Consider the following 23,299-nt stretch of genomic DNA (forward strand, 5'->3'; position numbering starts at 1 on the left):
ATTATACCCCCTGTGTGCTGCTATCAGCGTTATGATTACTAGTGTCAACAGACTCAGCCATCAGTGCTGCATCCGCGCTCATCTCATCGCTAACTTTGAGGCTAGCTACTGGCGCTGCTACCTTAGTGACTGAAGCTGGCATGGACGGATGCACGATAGCCACTTGCCCTACCGGATAACCAATACAGCCTTCAGCTAAATAATCCACCACTTGCACCGGCAACGTCGTCGTTTGCTGATCGATCTCTATGGCTAAATAATCGCCGTTAGCGATATCCCACTCTTTGGCATTTTCTCGGCCGATATGCCAAGTGGCGATAGGCAATTGCTCAGCAACAATTGGACTACGCGCCGCCATAATGGAGCTGGCAAAAATATTATAAATAGGCACTAGTTTGGCTTGGCCCTGCTGCATATCTGTACGATGAGTTGAAGTCGTCTCAGGCGCTACATACTGACGCTTAGCCAAACGCTCACCTAGATCAAATAGCCGCACACCAGGATCGCCTCCTTTTAGGCTACCACCGACTTTGTCTTGATATTTATTCCATGCTTGTGGCGAGTTCCAGCCTGCTGCTGCGGCAAAAGGAATCATCGAGCCTTTAGATTGTTTACCGCTATAGCCTTCCATTGAGAAAGTCAGGCCGGTATCTAAGTCTTTGGGCTGCATCGGCTCATGAACCGAGATGGGCGCGCGCATAGCGGTACGACCCGAATAGCGGCGCGGCTGACGAGCAATCTTTAAGCCACTGATACGATAGTCGGCATCAGGTGCCGCGCCTTTGATAGCTGTAAGCATTGGGTGAGTCGCTATCAAAGCATTGATTACATCGTCAAGCTGCGTCCAATCAACCGCTTTGCCTTGTAGGCTACTATGCACCGCGTGCAACCAGCGCCAGCCTTCTTTGATACTGCTCATAGGATGATAGTAATTATTATCATAAACTTGGAAAAAGCGCTGTGCTCTACCCTCGCTTGATACTAAGGTACCGTCGGCCTCAGCGAAGCTCGCCGCTGGCAAGACAATATCAGCTTCTTGATGCCAATCTAGCCATTGATGATCAAGCGCAATTATGGTTTTGTCGGTCAATAACTGCGTTAATTTGCTCGCAGCAATAGCGTCGGTCAATTGATTCTCAACCACTATTACTACCTCAAAGTCAGTCGCTAGTAGCTCCTCTACTGACTGACCTCCAAGCATACAGACGCCCATACTATTAGCATCTGGCACAGTCAGATAAATACCGGCTTGGGCACTATAATTAACATTGGCCTCTTTTAGCTCCAGCTTATCTGCAGGCTCACGATTGATATCGTCTTGAGCCTCTTTATTAGTACCCGTTTGCGGCTTTTCAGGCTTCGCCGCCAGCTCTTTATCTTCTTTCGGCTGCGCGGTTTGTGCTTGCTCCTCTGCCGCTTTTACTTTGGCACGCACATTGGCATTATGAGCATCCACTTGCTGCTGCTCAGTTGCCTTTATACTAGCGCGCTTCTTAGTTAATACTTGAGTAATTTGCGCTGCCGCTTCGATCATAGCGTTTGAGGCTAGGCTAGTACCGGCAATAATTAAAGGCTTATCGGCTTGTATTAAGTCATAAGCAATCTGTTTGGCTAAGGCTTGCATACCATCAGTGTCGGAACTAGCGTCAGCCTCTTGCGACTGCTTACTTGGATCAGTGATTTGAGTTAAGTCATTAGCAAAACTCTCAATCTCATCGGCGATTTTGAAACCTAATTTAGTAATGTCTTCTGGCGTCGCAACCACGCTAGCTTTGCTGATATCATCAAGCTTGGTTTGAACCACATCGACCACATAAACGGGGCTGAGCGCTCCTTGAGCTATACGCTGTACCGGTTCAGCAAGCCACGCTTGTGTTTTGGCTGCTGCTGCCATTTTTAAGCCTTCATTCTTCGCCGCTTGACGTACCGATAGCGCGACCCGTGATGAGGTTTGGGTAATATCTTCGCCTAAGATTAGCACCGCATCATGAGTTTCGATATCGCTCATGCTAGGATTATAAATGCCTTCGGTGCTAAGCACTTCGATACATTTATTGACTAAAGACTGCTGCTGGTGATTAAGACCGGTCGAGAAGTTATCAAAACCGACTAGATTTTTTAGCGCAAAGTTAGTCTCTAAGCTGGCGCGCGGCGAGCCAATACCGACGATTTTTTTGTCTTTTAGGCGCTTGATGGTTTCATCTAACGCATAGTCGATATTAATTTTCACGTGCTTGTCATTGATACGCTCAAGCGCTTGGGTTGGACGATCAGCGCGGTTGACATAACCATAGCCAAAACGGCCTCTATCGCATAAAAAATAGCGATTTACTTCGCCGTTATAGCGGTTTTCAATCCGGCGCAATTCGCCATAACGCTCGCCTGGCGAGATGTTACAGCCAGCAGAGCAGCCATGACAGATACTAGGAGCGTACTGCATATCCCATTTACGGTTATAACGATCAGAATGGGTCTTGTCAGTGAAAACACCGGTTGGGCATACTTCGGTTAAATTACCGGAGAACTCGCTTTCAAACTGTCCGTCTTTTTCGCGGCCAAAATAGACACGGTTATTAGAGGCAAAAACCCCTAAATCTTTACCGCCAGCATAGTCCTTATAAAAACGCACACAGCGATAGCAAGCGATACAGCGATTCATCTCGTGAGCAATAAATGGTCCAAGCTCTTGGTTATGATGGGTACGTTTGGTAAAGCGGTAACGGCGGGTATTATGACCGGACATATAAGTCATATCTTGCAAATGACAATGACCGCCCTCTTCACAAGTAGGACAGTCATGCGGATGGTTGGTCATCAAAAGCTCAACCATCGAGGCCCGAAACGCTTTAGCTTCATCATCAGTGACCGAGATGTACATATCATCGCTAGGCGCGACCATACAGGACATTACTAAGCGGCCTTTGCCGGCTTCTAAATCCTCGAGATTTTGATATTGCTTGACGGCGCACTGGCGGCACGAACCGACCGAGCCTAATGCGGGGTGATAACAAAAGTACGGCACATCAATGCCCAGTGATAAGCACGCCTGCAACAAATTGTCCGCGCCATCAACTTCGACAGTGGTTCCATCAATATGTATGACTGCCATGCCGCTCTCCTATTTCGCTACTGGCTGCTGACTGACAGCGGCCTCAATAACATCTTTGCCTACCGCCTGAGCGATTTTATTATCAAACTCAGGACGGAAATATTTAATTGCGCTCATCAGCGGCTCCATAGCACCAGGAGCGTGAGCGCAAAAAGTCTTACCAATCCATAAATCGCGGGTTAAGCCTTCTAACTTCTCCACATCGCCCACTTGCCCCTCGCCATCATTGATAGCGGTCAATAGTTTGACGCCCCAAGGCAAGCCATCACGGCAAGGGGTACAAAAACCGCAAGACTCGCGCTGAAAGAAAATCTCTAAATTCCGCAGCAGCGCTACCATGTCTTGGCTTTCATCAACCACCATCAGCAGCCCAGTACCCATACGGCTACCGGCTTTTTGAATGGTATCAAAATCAACGATAGTATCGAGATGATCAGCGGTCAAAAAGTCAGTGGACGCGCCACCTGGCAACCAAGCTTTAAGGGTACGGCCCTCGATCATGCCGCCTGCGAAATCCTCAATAATCTCGCGCGCAGTATAACCAAAAGGCAGCTCCCAAAGACCAGGATCATTCACTAAGCCTGAACAGCCAAATAGCTTCGTACCCGGGGTTTCGACTACGCCTTTAACTTTTGATAAGTTCTGATACCACTCGCTACCATGTAAGATAATCGCTGAGACGTTATGCAAAGTCTCGACGTTATTAACGATGGTTGGACGACCCCAAGCACCAGCAACTTGCGGGAATGGTGGCTTAGTACGCGGGTTTGCACGGCGACCTTCTAGCGCGTTCAATAGCGCGGTTTCTTCACCGCAAATATAACGACCCGCGCCAGTATGCACATGCAAATCAAAGCTGTAATCTGAGCCTAAGATATTATTACCGATAAGGTTACGCTCACGCATCTCAGCAAGAGCGGCATTTAAGCGCTCAGCGGCTAAAATATACTCGCCGCGAATAAAGATATAACCGGCAGTCGCACCGATAGCATAGGCTGAGATAATCATGCCCTCTATCAGCTGTAATGGTAGACGTTCCATCAATAGTCTATCTTTGAAGGTACCCGGTTCCATCTCATCAGCGTTACAAACGAGATAACGCGGCCCGCCATCAGGTGGCGCCATCAGCGACCATTTGATACCAGCCGGAAACCCCGCGCCGCCGCGACCTTTGATGACTGCATCTTTGATAGTCTTCATAGTGGTATCGGCGGATTGATTTAGCGCTATTTTTAATGCCTCAAAACCGCGTAGCGATTGATAAGTATCGACATCCAACACCGCATCATGATGTGCTAAACGCCAAGTCAACGGTCTAGTTTCACTCGTGGCTGTGGCTTTGTCACCATAGACAGGAATGCGCTGCTCATTTAACTGACTGGGTGCTTTACCTTGAGCGCGAAGGGCAATTTGCTCTGCAACGGTTAATCTCATGCGTATAGCTCCAAAAGTTGCGCGACTTCATCAGGTTGTACCGGGCCGTAAGTATCTTCATCGATTAATACCGCCGGACCTTTATCACAATTCCCTAAACAGCAGATCGGCAAAATAGTAAAACGACCATCAGCGGTGGTTTGGCCATAGTCGATACCAAGCTCTGCTTTGAATGCAGCGGATAATGCCTCATAACCGGTCAAATAACAGGCTATAGAGTCGCAAATAAGAATAACGTGACGACCGACTGGCTGACGATAGATACGGTTAAAAAAAGTAGCCACGCCATCGATATCGGTCACGGGTATATCTAACATATTGGCAATCGCATTGACCTGCGCATCATCTACCCAGCCATTACGCTGTTGCACGATTTTGAGTGCATCTAAGGATGCGGCGCGCGGATGCGGATAATGATGCATAAACTCATTGATAGCATCTATCTCACTGGCGGTCAAAATGCTAGCTACCTCTACCTTTGGCGTTTTATCAGAAACAATTTTCATAATCTTTTATTCTGTCCTCACTCATCACGCTGCGCCTTAAAGTTTATAAGACGTTTACAGCGTTTTGGTGTGCCTATTGGCGATATCAATTCAATAATTACTGCTAATGAAATACTGGCTTAACACATCCACTACTAACTTTTTATCTAAAAAGCTTGTTGACCAAAAGCTTTTAGCGATCACAATCTGCCATGACGATATCAATAGAAGCCAGATACATAATCGCATCAGAAACTAGCGAACCGTTAATAACCGAGGGCATCTGCTGCAGGTGCGCAAAGGTCGGCGTACGAATACGGGTACGATAGCTCATCGTTGCTTTGTCCGAGGTAATATAATAGCTGTTCAAGCCTTTGGTGGCTTCAACAATCGTCGCACACTCGCCCACTGGCATTACCGGTCCCCAAGAGACAGACAAGAAATGATTAATCAAAGTTTCGATATCGTTCAATGTACGGTCTTTTGGCGGCGGCACCGCTAGCGGATGATCGGCTTTATACGGGCCTTGCGGCATATTATCCATACATTGCTTGATAATACGCATCGATTGGCGTATCTCTTCGATCTTAATCATACAGCGATCATAAGCATCACCGTTATAGCCAATCGGCACTTCAAAATCGTAATTCTCGTAGCCCATATACGGACGAGCTTTGCGCAGATCAAAGTCAACGCCCGTCGCACGCAAGCCAGCTCCAGTCACGCCCCAAGCGAGTGCCTGCTTGGCATTGTACTGTGCGACACCTTGAGTACGGCCTTTGAGTACGCTGTTTTTTAGCGCCGCTTTGACGTATTCATCCAAGCGTTTTGGCATCCATTCTAAGAACTCGCGCACTAATCGTTGCCAGCCACGTGGCAAGTCAGCAGCCGTACCACCAATGCGGAACCAAGCTGGGTGCATACGATAGCCGGTTACCGCCTCAATCACATCATAAGCTTTTTGCCGATCGGTAAACATATAAAAGACTGGCGTCATACCACCGGCATCTTGAATAAAAGTACCGACATACAGCAAGTTATTGGTAATGCGGAAAAACTCACTCATCATCACACGGATGGTTTCAGCACGCGCCGGAATAGTAATGCCCGCTAGCTTCTCAACCGACATAATATAGGGCAGCTCATTCATCACGCCGCCAAGATAATCAATACGGTCGGTGTAAGGAATATAAGAATGCCAAGTCTGACGCTCAGCCATTTTCTCCGCGCCGCGGTGGTGATAACCGATATCTGGAATACAATCGATGACCTCCTCGCCATCTAACTGTAGTACTAAGCGAAACGCGCCATGGGCTGAGGGGTGGTTAGGACCGATGTTCAAAAACATAAAGTCTTCATCACGGCCTGAGCGCTTCATGCCCCACTCCTCTGGCACAAAACGTAAGTTTTCTTGCTCGTATTGCTGTTTAGCGGTGTTTAAGAAGTAAGGGGTAAACTCGGTAGCGCGAGCATGATACTCTTTACGTAGCGGATGACCTTCCCAGTATTTTGGCAATAAAATACGCGTCAGATGCGGATGACCGCTAAAGACAATACCGAACATATCCCAAACTTCACGCTCATACCAGTTAGCGTTTGGCCAGATCTGCGTGGCGCTCGGCAGGGTCAAATCCTCTTCATCGAGAGCCACTTTGATACGTACATCACTATTACGCTCAAGCGACATCAAGTGATAAAACACCGTAAAGTCGCTCTCTGGCAGACCGGCGCGATGCTGACGAAGGCGCTCATCAATAGCTGAGAGATCAAATAGCATCACATAAGGCTTAGGCAGCTTACGTAAGAATAATAAGATTTCTAACACATCGCTGCGCGCGACCCAAACCGTTGGAATCTCATCGACCGTATGCTGCACCACAAACCTGCCAGCATACTTATGCTCCAGCTCTCTGATGACCGCTGGTACCGGTTTTATTTTAGGATCTTTATTTTCGACTACCGTGACCATGAATGGTATCTTCCTTCATTAATCATAACGTTTGGGCGAAGCTGACGGACAACCAGCTGGCGCTGAGCATAAAACGGACTAACTGCTATAGTAGCTAAATGCGGTATGGGCTAAATACTACATTGACTAAATGCTATCTGGACTGCGTAAGTTTTTCACCGCGATACGATCCGCTTGTTTACGATCACGCTCAGCCGTTAGCTGTGGCTGATAAATGCCTTGATCATTGACGTGAATACCTAGCGGACGGCGCTCTTTGGTAATAGATTCTTGTAGTAGCATCAAACCTTGTATAAGCGCTTCTGGACGCGGCGGACAGCCAGGAACATACACATCAACAGGAATGATTTTATCGACTCCTTGCACCACCGAATAGATATCGTACATACCGCCGGAGTTGGCGCAGGCACCCATGGAGATGACCCATTTTGGCTCTAGCATTTGCTCATAGAGGCGCTGAATAACTGGTGCCATCTTTATAAAACAAGTACCAGCGACAATCATCACATCCGCCTGACGGGGCGAGGCACGGATAACCTCAGCGCCAAAACGCGACAAATCATGCACCGCGGTTAAGGTGGTGGCATATTCGACATAACAGCAAGAAGTACCGAAGTTAAAAGGCCATAAGGAGTGTTTGCGACCCCAGTTGGCAGTGGAGTGAACCATGTCTTCTAAACGACCCATAAAGACGTTTTTATTAACCTCTTCTTCTGTAGGATCATTGACAGTTTCACGAGTTTGAGCAGGATAGCTATCTGCGTCAGGATTGGCTTTGGTTAGTGTATATTTCATACCATAAAACCTTTTATGAAGGGCAGCTCAGCTATTATTTGACTATTAACTATATAAAGCTATAGCTGCTAAAAAAACGGTTTGCGATGTAAATCTGATCTAAGTTTAATACTTAAGATTAGATCGATTACGAAGATTCGCGATCTACCGAAAAGTCTACTGAGGTAACATTACCGGTAGTATTAATATGATCAATATTTTGTAGATGACGGCGATTGGCCTCAATACTGTTAGAGACGTTTATCTGGCCTGAGGACTGCGCAGGTATTTTGCCAGTAGGATCAACCATTAACTCTTCTACGCCATCAAACTTAGTAATATCAGCTAGATTAAAACCAGCAGGCGCGGCGTATAAACGCGCTTTTTTGCGTAGCTTGTCAGCCGGTGACCAGTTCATAGCGCCAAGGCTCAGCTCATAAATCAAGCCGACAATTAAAACACCAATAAATATCGCCGCCGCAGCAAAGCCCAGCCAACCGGTCTCACGCACCGATACTGAGTAAGCATATAAATATAGGGCTTCTAAATCGAAGATAACGAAGAAAATCGCTACTAGGTAGAATTTGGCAGACAAACGAATACGGGCATTGCCAGCTCCGACAACACCCGCCTCAAATATCTCTTCTTTTTGTAAACCTTTTGAGCGTCCACCGAGCAAACGCGGTACGGTCAGCATAAAGACGACCAGACCCATAGCGGCTAAAATAAAGGCAACAGCTGACCAATTCAAGGCAGACATGATAATACTTGCTCCTAACCCAATCAGTGTCAGGTGTTAATGAGCGATTACTATAAACGATAGGCTATTTGCCGCGATTATCCGTCTTAACCGTCAACAAAATCATAACCTATACTAGCAACCCTATTAAGCACCGTAACGCAGATAAAAACACAAAAAAACTGTGTTGGTAACGACCAATTATCAAGATTATTGACGATAAGATGTGAGGACAGACAGCTTAGACTTAGCTAAGGTTAAACTAAGATAACGGCTGGTCATCAAACCTTTCAAATCAAACAGAAATGAATTTATTAAATCAATATCATATTGAGACACTTAATTGATTTAATAACTCATTACCTACGCTCAATAATGACGTGATAACTGGCATAAACGGTTTACATACTATACGCATATCAGGCTCTAAAAGCCAGTTTTTCACTGCATTGAGCGGTCATTTTATATGCTACAAAATATATCTGTGAGCAAACCTTATCAGCAGCGCACCAAGATACTTAACATAAAAAACGGGCTAACTAACCTTAATAATAAGCGTAATAAATAGGCGGATATTGTAAACCAAATACGCCCAATTGCAACCTAGCAAATAATATTATTAGCGTTATTAGTAGTAAGCCAAGTGAACCAAATAAGCGGTAGAGTCATGAGTAACGGCTGAACTAATTTTTATGCTTAGCCAATTGCCATTATCAAAAAAGGGACAGACCTTATGGGGTCTGTCCCTTTTTAGTAGCAGTAGCTTATGTAGAAGTAGCTTATACTACTAACAATTATTAAGACGCTTATTAGTAACTGCTTAATAAATCACTACTGATTAATGACATCGACACCTTTTGGCGGAGTGAATTTGAATTGACTAGCACTGATACTAGGATTCATCTTGATACCACTAAACTTAATTGAGGTGGTCTGCCCCAGTGTGTCGTTCAATACCATCATCACCGGCTTGCCGCCACTAAAGCTCATAGATAGGCTTTTGAAACTAGCGTCACCAGATTTGGGATAAAGCACATAGTAGTTTTTATTAGCATAAGGCTGAGTGATTTTGAAGTTTTGCGCTATTTTATCCGGATCGCCTGATAGTAACAACGCTGGAGTATTACCCACTTGGCTATCGACTGCCTGCTTGGTCGCTTGCTCTAAGTCTTTATCATAAATCCACATAGAGCTGCCATTAGCGACAATCAACTGCTCAGATGGCGACTTGGTTTCCCAGCGAAAATTATTCGGGCGCTGTACACTCATTGAGCCCTTAAAAGTGCCGCTATTGGCTCCCTTGGTCGTTTGCGAGAAATTAGCTGTCATGCTTTTGGTATTAGTCAATAAGCTGTTTAGGCGCTTAGCGGCTTGCAAACTATCCGCCGGAGCGGCACTAGCCGTCTGAGTCAAAGCGACCATAGGAGCCGCTATCCCTAATGTGGTCATCAACACGCCAGCTAGCGCGCTGCTCATAAGCTTTTGTTTTAGCGTCGTTTGCTTGATAGATACTGTCATAATAATCCTCTCGAAAGATATAAACTAAGAAGTTAGTCAAAATATATTAATCTAATAATAAACCTGACTAAAAAGTGTTTTTTAAATTATTGTTAACTTTGACTATTCAATGTACTGTCCAAACAGCGCTACACTGCCTCTAAAACCGTACCATTAAATAATGAGCACAGTTTGCCAGTTTTTATATTACGCGCCTAGAGCTGATTTGCAATGAATACTACCGCTGCCATACGCGCTTGTAACGGTTCTAACAGCCAAAAAAATTCCCTACTACCAAATAGGCAATAGGGAATTTTTAATCGTTATAGCCGCTGTGCCATTGTTGCTATTATTAACTTATAGAAACAATAGTAGAAGCTAAAACCATTATTAATCAAGCAACGATTAAGCGCTTTCAACCATCACATAACGACGGTTAAACTTACCTTTAGTTGCAAACTTTACCACACCATCATTTAGGGCAAATAAAGTATGATCACGGCCCATGCCAACGCCTTCGCCGGCGTGGAATTCTGTACCACGTTGACGAACGATGATGTTACCAGCAGTGATGGTTTGACCACCAAAGATTTTTACACCAAGCATTTTTGGGTTTGAGTCACGACCGTTACGGGTTGAGCCGGCAGCTTTTTTATGTGCCATGGATAATTCTCCTTGTTAATATGACTTATCACTGAGGTGATAACTCTTAAGCTTTTAGTGCGCTATTTATTATCAATAAATGATAATAGCTAATTAAGCATTAATCGCTTTGATTTTTAACAAGGTGTACCACTGACGGTGACCTTGCTCTTTGTGATAATGCTTACGGCGGTTGTGCTTGATGATACGGATTTTTTCACCGCGACCATGCTCAACCACTTCGGCTTCTACGCTTGCGCCGTCAACGATCGGTTGACCGACTTTTACGTCATCGCCGTCAACAACCATTAAAACATCTTCAAATTTGATTGTTTCGCCTTTCTCTGCTTTAAGCAATTCAACTCTTAGCAATTCGTCGGCTACGACACGGTGCTGCTTACCACCACTTTTGATTACTGCGTACATTGTCTGACTCCGTTTAACCCGTGTGCCGTGGTAGATATTATACCTACGCTTCAATAACGAACACGACAGGGAAAAATTAAAGGCGTTATTTTACGTTTTCTGAATGATAAAAGCAAGCCAATTGTCTGGTTTTAGCAGCGCGTATTAGGTCTTATCATCTTAATAATCATAGCGATAGCCTAGCTAGCCTTAAGCGTAGTATTATAGCTCATTAAATCAATAACATATAGCTTATTTTATTCCATACTTTTCCAATAGCTATTTCTGTTTTTATTGAGACGGCTTAATAGCTATTATTTAGCAACTACTCTATAGGTTTTACTTAGTCTGACGCTATGACGCAATATTGTCGATAGCAATGAGCCGGCTGCGGCCTAGTGACTAAAACCAATAACACATATTAGTCACCAATTAACCAAATAGGCTGTGCTATTATAGGCAAATCTTAAAACCCATCTAATAAATACGACTCTATATTATGACCAGCACTTCTTTAGCTTCTTCAGACCTTGCCTCTCAAGCGCCTAATTATACGGACATCCAAAGCATCGTCGCTCATGATTTTGACATTATGGATGAGCAAGTCTTTGGTAGTCTCAATTCAAAAGTACAATTGGTGATGAGCGTCTCAAAGCATGTGATTGATGCCGGTGGCAAACGCATGCGCCCGCTTATTACCCTATTGTGCGCGCGTATGTTCAACGATGCGCCAAGCGAACAAGCGATGCATCTAGCCGCTATTACGGAGATGCTGCATACGGCCACGTTAGTACATGACGATGTCATCGATGAATCTGGTCAGCGCCGCGGCAAGCCCACTGCTAATGCCACTTGGGATAATGCCACTGCAGTATTAGTGGGCGACTATTTGATCGCTCGCGCCTTTAATTTATTGGTTGGCTTTCAAAGCTTAGAGCTGCTAAAGCTCTTCTCTGATGGCACTTGTGATATCGCTGAAGGTGAGGTATTACAATTACAGCATCAGCATAATCCAGCGGCGACAGAGACCGACTATCTCAATATTATCGACGGTAAGACCTCACGCCTATTTATGATGGCGACCCAAGGCGCGGCTATCTTGCAAGGACAAGAGCAGCATCTACAAGCCCTAGCTGATTTTGGTCAGCATTTTGGTAATGCCTTCCAGATTATCGATGATGTGCTTGATTACAGCGGCGATAGTGAGCTGATGGGCAAAAACTTAGGCGATGATTTGAGTGAAGGTAAGCCAACGCTACCGACTATTAAGGCGCTTGAGCTACTCAAAAACAGCGACAAGCAAGGTTATGAGCAGCTGCGTATCGCCGTACAAACGGGAAAAACACCGAATGCTGAGCAGCTTATCGAGCTCGTCCGCAGCTCAGGGTCACTTGATTATTGTACCAAGCGGGCGTTAGAAGAGACCAGATTGGCCCAGCAAGCACTAGGCACACTGCCTGACAACCGTTATCGTCAAGGTCTGTACCAGCTGACTGAGCTCGCTAGCGCACGATTAGTATAATGACATATGAATCGTCTGTGTTATTAGCTAATTGAGACGGCTCATTTTTTAGCAGCGTTTTTGAGCAACCGAGCCATAAATATTCATTGATCAAAAGCAACAGTCTCTAAAAAGACACCCTCTTAAAACGGGTGTGTCAGCAAATAGTTACCTTTCTTTAAGTTTCATAAATCCTGACGGCACTATAATTGTGTCAGGATTTTTTAATGGTTAAATACTGATTGACCACGCTCATTAGAGGCTACTGACTGGTTTAAGTCGCTATACTTTAAAGGTCATAATTAGGGGTTGATAAATTAGTCAATTTGTTGACAAAGCAGATTTTTGGCGGTTTTAAAACCTCAATAACACTATGGCTTTACAATTATAACAAAAAATTACAATAAATTTGCATAGCGGGTTGTATATCTTCTTATTAGCTGCTGGTTGGTGTAGCGGTTACTATGGCGGAATTTTATTTACTCAGCGAGCACAGTGCGGTCAGTTTTTGTCAGCTTTCCTATCGTGAATCACTTGACTGCGGGGTAAACCCTATAGTTTATAATAACGCCTTAAATTTACTTGACGTCCTATAACTAGCTAGCGGTACTGCCCTATTTATCAATTTTATCAATAGCTTCTTATTTTTTGGCTATAAACTTCTATAAAGTTTATTATTGCTCTTCGAAAAATAAGCTATTTTTTGATTATGATACGCTCTACCTCTATACCATTTATTCTATATTTTACTACTCTACCGAGGACCTTGATGAAGCATTCTTATCTTGCGCTTGTAATAGCATCTGTACTATCGGCTACAGTACTGGTCGGCTGTGACAATAAAGAAGACGCCGCTGCGGGTGAAAACGCTCAGCAGCAGATGCCGCCCGCTGTCGTCAACGTCCAAACTGTCAGCTTCGATACTGTGCCTCAAGTTCAGACTTTCTCTGGTCGTACTGCCGCTTATCAGACGGCTGATGTACGCCCTCAAGTCAGCGGCGTAATTGACGAAGTACTGTTCCGTGAAGGCAGTAACGTCAAAAAAGGCCAGCCGCTTTATCGTATCAATACTGACAACTACACGACCTCGGTCGCTAGTGGTCAAGCGGCGGTCGCGCAAGCACAGGCTAATCGCCAAACCGCTATCGCCAATAATGCCAATGCTAAAGCAGAGCTAGCCAGTCGCCAAGCCTCATTAGCACAAGCGATAAATGACTTTCAGCGTCTAAAAGGCTTGGTTGAGATTGACGCTATCTCCAAGCAGCAATATGACCAAGCGCAAACTCAAGTGCGTACAGCGCAAGCGGCTCTAGAGAGTGCTCGCGCTGCAGTCGGACAAACTGAAGCGAGCATTAGAAGCGCTGAGGCTGGGATTAAAACCGCGCAATCAAACTTAGATGCTAGCGCTTTGGATCTCAATCGTACTATCGTCCGTGCACCGTTGACTGGTCGTAGTGACCGCTCAAGCGTTACTGCAGGAACCTTAGTTAACGCTAGTCAATCTGAGCCTTTAGTGACGATTTCGCGCTTAGATCCTATCTATGTCGATATCAGTCAGTCATCATCCGAGCTATTGCAGCTTCGTCAGCAGATAGCTGAAGGTAAAGCGCAGGCGGGTATGAATTCTGTCGAGCTGGTCCTAGAAGATGGCTCAGTGTATCCAGTGCGTGGCAAGCTTGCGCTGTCTGAAGCTAAAGTCGATCAATCTACTGGCGCGGTGACTCTACGAGCTATTTTCCCAAATCCTAATAACGTGCTACTGCCAGGTATGTATGTCTCAGCGCGTCTGACTCAAAGCGTCATTCCTAATGCAGCCTTAGTGCCGCAAAGCGCTGTAATGCGTACGCCTAAAGGCGATTCACAAGTCTACATCGTTGATGAAAACAATCAAATCCAAGTCCGTCCCGTTACCATTAATGGTACTTATGATGGTCAATGGGTGGTCACCGATGGCTTAAGTAGTGGCGATAAGCTAGTGGTTATAGGCGGCTCTAAAGTTAAGCCTGAGCAGGAGGTCGTGGTCAAGCCGTTAGAAAACGCTAATGGTGCATCTGCAACGCCTACCGCCAAAACACCACAGCAAGCTGCGAAAACGGTAGCTGATGACACTTCTGAGCAGGACACTGCTACCACCACTAACTAATTCCATTCAAAGATAGGAAGACCTAGGGATATACTATGTCACGTTTTTTTATTGATCGCCCTATTTTTGCATGGGTGTTGGCCATTTTGGTCATGCTTATCGGGGTAATCTCGGTTGTTAATTTGCCGATTGAGCAGTATCCGCGTATCGCACCGCCCACCGTTTCTGTTAGTGCCACTTATCCTGGTGCAAACGCACAAACGGTCGAAAACTCTGTGGTGCAAATCATTGAACAACGTATGAAGGGGCTAGATGGCTTGATGTACATGTCATCATCGAGTTCTTCAAATGGTGGTGCATCGGTCACGCTAACCTTTGAAAATGGCACAGACCCTGATACCGCGCAAGTACAAGTACAAAACAAACTACAAGCAGCGATGAGCTCGTTGCCTGAATCAGTACAGCGCCAAGGCGTCAACGTCAATAAATCGTCTAGCAGCTTTTTGATGGTGCAGGCATTTATTTCTGAAGACGGTAGTATGGATCGGGCCGATATTGCCGATTATATCAACTCCAATGTTCTCGATTCGATCAGTCGTGTTGAAGGTGTGGGTGAAGTGCAAGTGTTTGGCTCCTCTTACGCCATGCGTATCTGGCTAGATCCTGCACGCCTACGTAGCTATAACATGGTGCCCTCTGATGTTGTCAATGCCGTACGAGCACAGAACGCTCAGGTATCTGCAGGTCAGCTAGGACAAGCACCTGCTGACACCGATCAACAGGTGATTAACGCCACCGTCACCGTACAGAGCTATCTACAAACTCCTGAAGAGTTTAAAGATATCTTGCTAAAAACAGACACCTCGGGCGCGCAAGTACGCCTCGGCGATGTCGCTGATGTCAAAATCGGTAGTGAAAACTATAGCGTCATATCCTTGTATAACGGTCAAGAAGCGGCAGGTCTAGGTATCTCATTGGCTGCAGGCGCAAACGCGCTAGAGACCCGTGAGGCCGTTGGCGCACGTATGGCCGAGCTAGAAACCAACTTTCCAGCAGGCCTAAGCTCTGTTGTTCCTTACGATACGACGCCGTTTGTGCGCTTATCTATCGAACAAGTTGTCAAGACTCTACTCGAAGCTATTGCGCTTGTATTCATCGTCATGTTCATTTTCTTACAGAACTGGCGTGCCACTATTATTCCAACGCTTGCCGTTCCTGTGGTCTTGCTAGGTACTTTTGCCGTGCTGTATATCGCAGGCTTTAGTATCAACGTCTTGACCATGTTTGCGATGGTACTCTCCATCGGTCTACTGGTCGATGATGCGATCGTTGTCGTTGAAAACGTCGAGCGTATTTTGGAAGAAGATCCTGATATCTCCATTAAAGATGCCACCATCCAATCGATGGGCGAGATCAGTAAGATCGTTATCGGTATTGCACTGATCCTATCTGCGGTATTCGTACCAATGGCTTTCTTTGGCGGCTCAACAGGGGTCATTTACCGTCAGTTTTCTATTACGTTGATTACTGCAATGGTGCTCTCAGCATTAGTTGCCCTTATCTTTACCCCTGCCCTTTGTGTGACTTTGCTCAAACGTAGCAAAAGCCACGAAAAAGGCAATGAGGAAAATCAAAAAGGCTTCTTTGGCTGGTTTAACCGTAGCTTCTTTAAGCTCAGCCGCTCTTATGAAAAGACGGTTGGTAAAAGTATTCGTTTAAAGTGGCTCTATCTGATCGCTTATGCCGCTATCATCGGTATTATGGCAGTGGTGTTCTTGCGTATTCCAGGCTCGTTTTTACCTGAAGAAGACCAAGGCATTATGTTTACCTTAGTGCAGCTACCAGCAGGCTCGACGCTAGATGAAACACAAGACGTGCTCGATAAGGTTAGCGACTATTACGATACCCAAGAGACAGATAATATTGCCTCAGTGTTTACCATTGCCGGCTTTAGTTTTGCCGGTAGTGGTCAAAACATGGGGCTTGCTTTTGTGCGTTTAACTGATTGGGACGAACGTCCTGGCGATGAAAACACCGCGCAAGCCGTTGCTGGTCGAGCCATGGGTTATTTCGTCACGCAGCTCAATGAAGCTCAAGTATTTGCCATCGTACCGCCGGCGATTACTGAGCTTGGTAATGCTAGTGGTTTTGATTTGATGATACAAGACGTGGGTAACGTTGGTCACGATGGCCTGCTCGAAGCCCGTAATATGCTGCTAGGTATGGCCGCGCAAAATGATCAAGTAGCCGGTGTCCGTCCTAATGGTCAAGAAGATGCGCCGCAGCTCAAAGTCAATATCAATCAAGAACAAGCCGCCGCTTATGGTCTATCTTTAGGCAGTATCAATAGCGTTATCTCGACCGCCTGGGGCTCAAGCTACATCAATGACTTTATCGATCGTGGCCGTATCAAGCGTGTCTATGTTCAAGGTGAAGCCAGTAGCCGTACCAATCCTGATGACATCGGCAAGTGGTATGTGCGCGGCGAAACCGGTAACATGGTCTCTTTCGATGCTTTCTCAAGTAGCGAATGGCAGTCAGGCTCACCGCGTTTGACTCGTTATAACAGCTTACCTTCGATGAATATTCAAGGTAATGCGGCACCTGGTCTTAGTACTGGTGAAGCCATGTCAGCTATGGAGAACATGATCAGTCAGCTCCCTGAAGGTATCGGTTACGAATGGACTGGGTTATCACTTGAAGAACAAAAATCAGGCTCGCAAGCTCCTATGCTTTATGCGCTATCGATTCTAGTTGTCTTCTTATGTCTAGCTGCGCTTTATGAGAGCTGGTCTATCCCCTTCTCTGTCCTATTGGTTATTCCACTTGGGGTATTGGGTGCGGTGATATTTACGTGGTTACGCGGTTTTGCTAACGACATCTACTTGCAAGTGGGTCTACTCACCGTCGTTGGTTTGTCCGCCAAAAACGCCATCTTGATTATTGAATTTGCCAAAGAGCACCAAGAAGAAGGCTATAGTCTCAGAGAGGCGGTAATGACCGCAGCGCGACAACGTCTACGTCCAATTATTATGACCTCGCTTGCCTTTGGTATCGGTGTTGTGCCATTAGCCATAGCTACTGGCGCAGGGTCAGGCAGCCAAACTGCTATTGGTACCAGTGTCGTAGGTGGTGTGGTTAGTGCCACTTTACTAGGTATCTTCTTTATTCCGATGTTCTATATTTGGGTGCGTGGTATGTTCCCTTATATGAATAATGAAGCGCACGAAGTAGCTGGTCATGGCCGTAATGTTAACTATGATAATGACCCTGATGATGATGACGATAACGATTTTACGCCGCCAACATCGCCTAATGATGAGCCGCCCACTACGCCTACTGATAAGCCATCACTTAATAAGAGCACAGAACCGACTCCCTCTGAGAGTTATCAGCCTGAAAGCTTTGGAGATAATAAACAATGAGTTCTCAATTAGTTACCTTTGACTCAGCCTTAAAGCCTTTGGCCTTGACCACCCGCCTGCGTAGTAGTGGACGCCTACTAGCTTTGAGCGTGTTGGCAATGAGCATGGCGGCTTGTCAAACCATTCCCAAAGCTGATACCCTCCCCGTTCTTGCCGAACCTAATTTGCCAATTGAACAAGCTTATGGCGCTTTTGATCGTGAGACCACTAGTAGCGCTGAGCAGCCTAGTGTGGCCGGACAACGCTGGCAAGATTTTTATAGTGATGAGCGCCTAAAAGGTCTGATCGCTTTAGGCCTAAACAATAATAAAGATTTTGAGAGCGCAAGATTGGCGATCGAAAAAGCGCGAGCTCAGTATCGTATCACCGATATACGGGACTTGCCTACCATAGAGGGACAGGCTGGTTATTCTCGTCGTCGTCAAGGTAGCCCTTTAGGTGGTAGTGTAACGGGCGATAGCTACAATGTGCAGCTAGGACTAGCAAATTATGAGTTAGACTTTTGGGGCAGAATTGATAGCCTAAAAGATCAAGCCTTACAAAACTTTTTGGCAACCGCTGCCGCTAAAGATGCTACCCAGATCAGTCTGATTAGTAATATAGCTCAAAGCTACGCCAATCTAAGCTATAGCTTAGCGCAGCTAAAGCTAGCAGAAGCTACCGTTGAGAGCCGTGAGCGCTCTTTATTTATCGCTAATGAGCGCTTCAAGGCTGGTATCGATCCAAAGCTACCTTCGCTACAATCAAGCGCGGCACTAGAAGAGGCAAAACTTGCGGTACTGCGTGCTCAAAGCAGTATCTTGCAGTCGCGTAATGCGTTGCAGTTTTTGGTAGGCTCGCCTATTCCAAGCTCGTTGCTACCAGCTCCTGCGGTCAGTAACATCACTACTCATGAGATCTTTAATGCCGGACTCCCAAGCGAGCTACTGCGTTATCGTCCTGATGTCTTGCAAGCTGAGTACAATCTAAAAGCAGCTGGCGCTAATATCGCTGTTGCCCGCGCCGCCTACTTCCCCACTATTAGTCTGGCAACCAATGTCGGCGTCAGTAGTGGTAAGTTAGACGACTTATTTAGCAGTGATGCGTTTGGCTGGTCGTTTGGGCCTAATATCAGCGTTCCTATCTTTGATGCTGGGCGCTTAGATGCCAATTATGATGTGGCAAAAATCGAGCGCGAGCAAACTTTAGCCAATTATGAGCGCTCTATCCAAACCGCCTTTCGCGAAGTCTCTGACGTACTTGCCACCAGAGCTACTTTAGGCGAGCAGCTAGCGGCACAGTATCGTTTGCAAGACAACTTTGATCAGACTTATGAGATTGCTAATGCTCGCTTTAAAGCAGGTATCTCTAACTACTTAGACGTTCTTGATGCGCAGCGTTCATTGTTCTCTACTCAGCAAGGCATTCTTAATTTAGAGCTACAAAAAATCATTAGCCAAATAGAGCTGTATCAAGCTTTAGGTGGCGGTGCCAATTTAGAGGTACCAACGGCTATTCCAGTACCGCAGTACACCAACTTAGCGCAAATAGCTAGCTTCCCCACTAATAATAATGCTGAAGCAAAAGCGGCCTACGCTGTGGAAGCTGCCAGCTCCGCTCGTGTGGCATCATTACAAGAAGCTATTGATATCAAACAATCCAAAACGCCAGCAACGGCTGTTTTTGATCCTAAAGCTATTGTTGATGTTGATAAAGATGGTGACGCGGATGCCGCTGTTGGCACTATTATCCAAGATACGCCCGTTGAACAGGTGCCAATCACTCAGATTATCGAGCCTTAATAAGTTAGCTAGTCGCTATGCTAACGCTACAATAACGATGACTAGTTTTTTACAAACAGCTCTACCCATTCGGTGGGGCTTTTTGCTTTTGTATGCTACCTTTAACTAGAGCTAGTTTTGAAACTGTTAAAGCCATACCTCCTCTTAAAATAACAAAGGAAAAACAATGTCTTATACTTTTAATCGCCAATATCCTGCTACGCGTCTGCGTCGCTTACGTTTTAATGATAATGTGCGCTCAATGATCCGCGAAGTTGAGCTACATCCTAAGCATTTTATCGCTCCAGTCTTTGTATTAGAAGGCAGCAATCAGCGTGAGGCCGTTGCTAGTATGCCAGGTGTCGAGCGCTTATCGATTGATTTATTGATTAAGCACGCCAAAGAGCTATTAGCCGAAGGGGTCACCACTATCGATATTTTCCCCGTTATCGATAACTCGTTAAAAACCCCGGATGGTAAGTCTGCTTATGATGAAAACGGGTTAAGTGCGCGCGCGGTGAAAACGCTCAAAGATGCCGTGCCTGAGATGGTAGTGATGACTGATGTGGCCTTAGACCCTTATACCTCGCACGGCCAAGATGGTTTACTTGATGACTCAGGTTATGTCATCAATGATGAGACCGTAGAGGTACTAGTCAAGCAAGCCTTAGTTCATGCGCGCGCAGGCGCTGATATCATCTCGCCAAGTGATATGATGGATGGCCGTATCAAAGCCATGCGTGATGCGTTTGAGGGCGAGGGCTTTGTCAATACCGCTATCATGGCCTACTCTGCCAAATATGCTTCGGCTTATTACGGTCCTTTTCGTGACGCGGTCGGTAGCGCCGGTAACCTAAAAGGCGGGCATAAAAAACAATACCAGATGGACTTTGGTAATCGTGCTGAGGCGCTGCATGAAGTGGCGATGGATATCAATGAGGGCGCGGATATGGTGATGATTAAGCCCGGTCAGCCATATCTGGATCTGATCCGCGAAGTCAAAAACACTTTTGGCGTACCAACCTTTGCTTATCAAGTCTCAGGCGAATACGCGATGCATATGGCGGCGATCCAAAATGGCTGGCTCACTGATGCAGTTATTTTAGAGTCATTAATTGGCTTTCGCCGTGCTGGCGCTGATGGGATTTTGACTTACTTTGCGCTTGAGGCGGCTCGTCAATTAAACAATGCTTAATCTCACCTTTATAAAGTTTTAGCTTAATGCCAAGCGCTAATTGATGCCCTTCAGTTAGCGCTTTTGTATGAACGCATCATTATCTATCTGCTCCCAAAAGGCGGCGCTTTTGCTTTATAATAACCCACCATATTTGCGCGCACCTTGGTAGCAGTTACCTCATTTTATAGCGCTAACTATGACGTAAATTCGCTTTTGCCCTACTTTTCCCAAAGGTTACACTATGAGTCAACTCAATCCTAGGCAACAAGAAGCCATGCTCTATGTATCTGGGCCGCTACTGGTATTGGCAGGAGCAGGCTCAGGTAAGACTTCGGTCATTACTCGTAAGATTGCCTATCTTATCGAAGAATGTAATATGCCAGCTGAGCGTATCACCGCGGTCACCTTTACCAATAAAGCGGCGCGGGAGATGAAAGCGCGAGTCAGCAAATTACTGCCGAGTGAAAAGACGCGCGGCTTAACGGTATCCACCTTTCACCAGTTTGGTTTGCAGTTTTTGCGTTATGAGCTGCTTCATACGCCGCTCAAAGGTAATTTCTCCATCATGGATAGCGACGATAGTAAGCGGCTGTTGATGGAGCTGATGATGCGCGATAACCTATCAGGCGCTGAGAGTCGTGAGCTAGTGGGCAAAGCGATTAAGATGATCTCTGATTGGAAAAACGATCTCATTGAGCCGGATCAGGCGATGGAGACGTTAGATGATCCAGAGGATATGATTTTTGCCACTTTATATGCTTTATATGAGCGAAATTTGCGCGCTTATAACGCCGTTGATTTTGATGATTTGATTGTATTACCCACTAAGATATTGCGTGAAAATCGTGAGCTGCGCGATAAATGGCAAAACCGGATTCGCTATTTGCTAGTCGATGAGTATCAAGATACCAATACCGCGCAGTATGAGATGATTAAATATTTGGTTGGGCCGCAAGGGCGCTTCACTGTCGTGGGTGATGATGACCAATCTATCTACGCTTGGCGCGGGGCTAAACCTGAAAACATGGCGCTACTCAAAGAGGACTTCCCCAAACTTAAAATCGTCATGCTGGAGCAAAACTACCGCTCGACCAGTCGTATTTTAACCTCGGCTAACGCGGTCATTACCAATAACGAGCATCTGTTTGAAAAAAAGCTGTGGTCTGATAAAGGTCAAGGCGAAAAGATTCGCATTATTAATTGCCGTAACGACGATGATGAAGCCGAGCGCGTGGCCAAAGAGATTGCCACGCACAAATTACGATTTGGTAATGAGTGGGAAGATTACGCGGTGCTCTATCGCAGTAATTTTCAAGCGCGGATGTTGGAGGCTAACCTGCGCCAATTACAAATTCCTTATAAATTATCTGGCGGTCAGTCTTTTTTTTCGCGTAGCGAGATAAAAGATGTCATGGGCTATTTGCGCCTGATATTGAACCCTGAAGATGATAGTGCTTTTTTGCGTATTATTAATACCCCAAAGCGCGGTATGGGACCGGCAACTTTAGAAAAACTAGGCCTATTTGCGCAGGAGCATAGTATCTCCCTACTAGCTTCTTGTACTCACGGCGGCCTCACGCATGTATTACCTAGCAAGGCTTATAGCACCTTAAAAGAGTTTGGCGATTTTATTGAGCACTATACTCGCGAGCTTGATCAACATCCTGATCCGGTGCCTATCGTACGCCAGATGATCGATGAGACTGGCTACATTGATTTTGTGCGGAGCGACTCAAAGACCCCGCAGCAAGAAAAAAACCGTATCGATAACATTGATATGCTCTATAACAGTATTCAGTCCTTGATCAATCGCGCCGAGGAAGATGAAGATCGTACCATTGATACGATTATTCGTAAATTAGTACTGCTAGATATGCTTGAGCAGCAGCAAGAAGAGGAAAACACCAATAAAGTTAACTTGATGACGTTACACGCAGCAAAGGGGCTGGAGTTTAACTACGTCTATATCATGGGTTTAGAAGAAGAGATGCTACCGCATCGCAACTCGATCCTCAGCGAGACGGTTGAGGAGGAGCGGCGCTTGATGTATGTTGGCATCACTCGCGCGCGTCGTGAGTTGACGCTGACCTTAGCGGCGCAGCGCCGAGCAGGTGGTCAGATGCGCGTTACCTCCGAGTCGCGGTTTTTGGATGAGCTGCCAGAGGATCATATCGATTGGCCGGCCAAAGCCAAAAAGAAAAAAGCCAGCAAAGATCCCGCTGCCGTTGCCGATGAGTACTTAGCAAATATTCGTGCTTTATTAGGCAATCGTTAACTATTAATCGCTATCATTTTTGGA

At 45.8% G+C, this 23,299-nt stretch carries 15 protein-coding genes; 6 read left to right on the forward strand and 9 right to left on the reverse strand.

Going from position 1 to position 23,299, the window contains the following annotated elements; genetic code table 11:
* Nucleotide 1 precedes the first annotated feature (1 nt).
* The 9 genes from nuoG to rplU form a co-directional block, all read right to left on the reverse strand.
* On the reverse strand, nt 2-3,109 hold the full coding sequence (gene nuoG, locus M0N77_RS08090) for an NADH-quinone oxidoreductase subunit NuoG (RefSeq protein WP_353104713.1): 3,108 nt from the start codon (nt 3,107-3,109) through the stop codon (nt 2-4).
* Between the two features lie 9 nt (nt 3,110-3,118).
* The gene (gene nuoF / locus M0N77_RS08095; RefSeq protein ID WP_353104714.1) at nt 3,119-4,543 is read right to left on the reverse strand and encodes an NADH-quinone oxidoreductase subunit NuoF; all 1,425 of its coding nucleotides are present in this window, start codon (nt 4,541-4,543) and stop codon (nt 3,119-3,121) included.
* Nucleotides 4,540-5,049: an NADH-quinone oxidoreductase subunit NuoE gene (nuoE, locus tag M0N77_RS08100; RefSeq protein WP_353104715.1), complete on the reverse strand. Its 510-nt coding sequence runs from the start codon at nt 5,047-5,049 to the stop codon at nt 4,540-4,542. The genes nuoF and nuoE overlap by 4 nt, the downstream gene beginning before the upstream one ends.
* Nucleotides 5,050-5,221: 172 nt before the next feature.
* Nucleotides 5,222-6,997 (reverse strand): NADH-quinone oxidoreductase subunit C/D, encoded by a 1,776-nt coding sequence (gene nuoC / locus M0N77_RS08105; protein WP_353104716.1) that lies wholly within the window; start codon nt 6,995-6,997, stop codon nt 5,222-5,224.
* Nucleotides 6,998-7,123: 126 nt separating this feature from the next.
* Nucleotides 7,124-7,792 (reverse strand): NADH-quinone oxidoreductase subunit B family protein, encoded by a 669-nt coding sequence (locus tag M0N77_RS08110; RefSeq protein ID WP_353104717.1) that lies wholly within the window; start codon nt 7,790-7,792, stop codon nt 7,124-7,126.
* Nucleotides 7,793-7,919: 127 nt separating this feature from the next.
* Nucleotides 7,920-8,531 (reverse strand): NADH-quinone oxidoreductase subunit A, encoded by a 612-nt coding sequence (gene ndhC, locus M0N77_RS08115; protein WP_353104718.1) that lies wholly within the window; start codon nt 8,529-8,531, stop codon nt 7,920-7,922.
* 810 nt (nt 8,532-9,341) lie between these two features.
* The gene (lolA, locus tag M0N77_RS08120) at nt 9,342-10,028 is read right to left on the reverse strand and encodes an outer membrane lipoprotein chaperone LolA (protein ID WP_353104719.1); all 687 of its coding nucleotides are present in this window, start codon (nt 10,026-10,028) and stop codon (nt 9,342-9,344) included.
* Between the two features lie 384 nt (nt 10,029-10,412).
* Nucleotides 10,413-10,670 (reverse strand): 50S ribosomal protein L27, encoded by a 258-nt coding sequence (rpmA, locus tag M0N77_RS08125; protein ID WP_353104720.1) that lies wholly within the window; start codon nt 10,668-10,670, stop codon nt 10,413-10,415.
* A 93-nt stretch (nt 10,671-10,763) separates the two neighbouring features.
* Nucleotides 10,764-11,075 (reverse strand): 50S ribosomal protein L21, encoded by a 312-nt coding sequence (gene rplU / locus M0N77_RS08130; protein WP_025647214.1) that lies wholly within the window; start codon nt 11,073-11,075, stop codon nt 10,764-10,766.
* A 478-nt stretch (nt 11,076-11,553) separates the two neighbouring features.
* Between rplU and M0N77_RS08135 the strand changes: the two genes are divergently transcribed.
* From M0N77_RS08135 to M0N77_RS08160, 6 genes are all read left to right on the forward strand, one after another.
* Nucleotides 11,554-12,576, forward strand: a complete 1,023-nt coding sequence (locus M0N77_RS08135) for a polyprenyl synthetase family protein (RefSeq protein ID WP_300473880.1) — start codon at nt 11,554-11,556, stop codon at nt 12,574-12,576.
* 748 nt (nt 12,577-13,324) lie between these two features.
* On the forward strand, nt 13,325-14,698 hold the full coding sequence (locus tag M0N77_RS08140; RefSeq protein WP_071001992.1) for an efflux RND transporter periplasmic adaptor subunit: 1,374 nt from the start codon (nt 13,325-13,327) through the stop codon (nt 14,696-14,698).
* Nucleotides 14,699-14,733: 35 nt separating this feature from the next.
* Nucleotides 14,734-18,063 carry an efflux RND transporter permease subunit gene (locus M0N77_RS08145; RefSeq protein WP_353104721.1) on the forward strand — a complete coding sequence of 1,110 codons (3,330 nt, stop codon included), beginning with the start codon at nt 14,734-14,736 and terminating at the stop codon, nt 18,061-18,063.
* On the forward strand, nt 18,060-19,844 hold the full coding sequence (locus tag M0N77_RS08150; protein ID WP_353104722.1) for an efflux transporter outer membrane subunit: 1,785 nt from the start codon (nt 18,060-18,062) through the stop codon (nt 19,842-19,844). The genes M0N77_RS08145 and M0N77_RS08150 overlap by 4 nt, the downstream gene beginning before the upstream one ends.
* A gap of 166 nt (nt 19,845-20,010) precedes the next feature.
* Nucleotides 20,011-21,018 carry a porphobilinogen synthase gene (gene hemB / locus M0N77_RS08155; protein ID WP_353104723.1) on the forward strand — a complete coding sequence of 336 codons (1,008 nt, stop codon included), beginning with the start codon at nt 20,011-20,013 and terminating at the stop codon, nt 21,016-21,018.
* Nucleotides 21,019-21,241: 223 nt separating this feature from the next.
* A complete protein-coding gene (locus M0N77_RS08160; protein WP_353104724.1) occupies nt 21,242-23,275 on the forward strand; it encodes a UvrD-helicase domain-containing protein in 2,034 nt (677 codons plus the stop codon).
* Nucleotides 23,276-23,299: the final 24 nt, after the last annotated feature.

The organism is Psychrobacter sp. AH5 (genome assembly GCF_040371085.1).
Lineage (GTDB): Bacteria > Pseudomonadota > Gammaproteobacteria > Pseudomonadales > Moraxellaceae > Psychrobacter.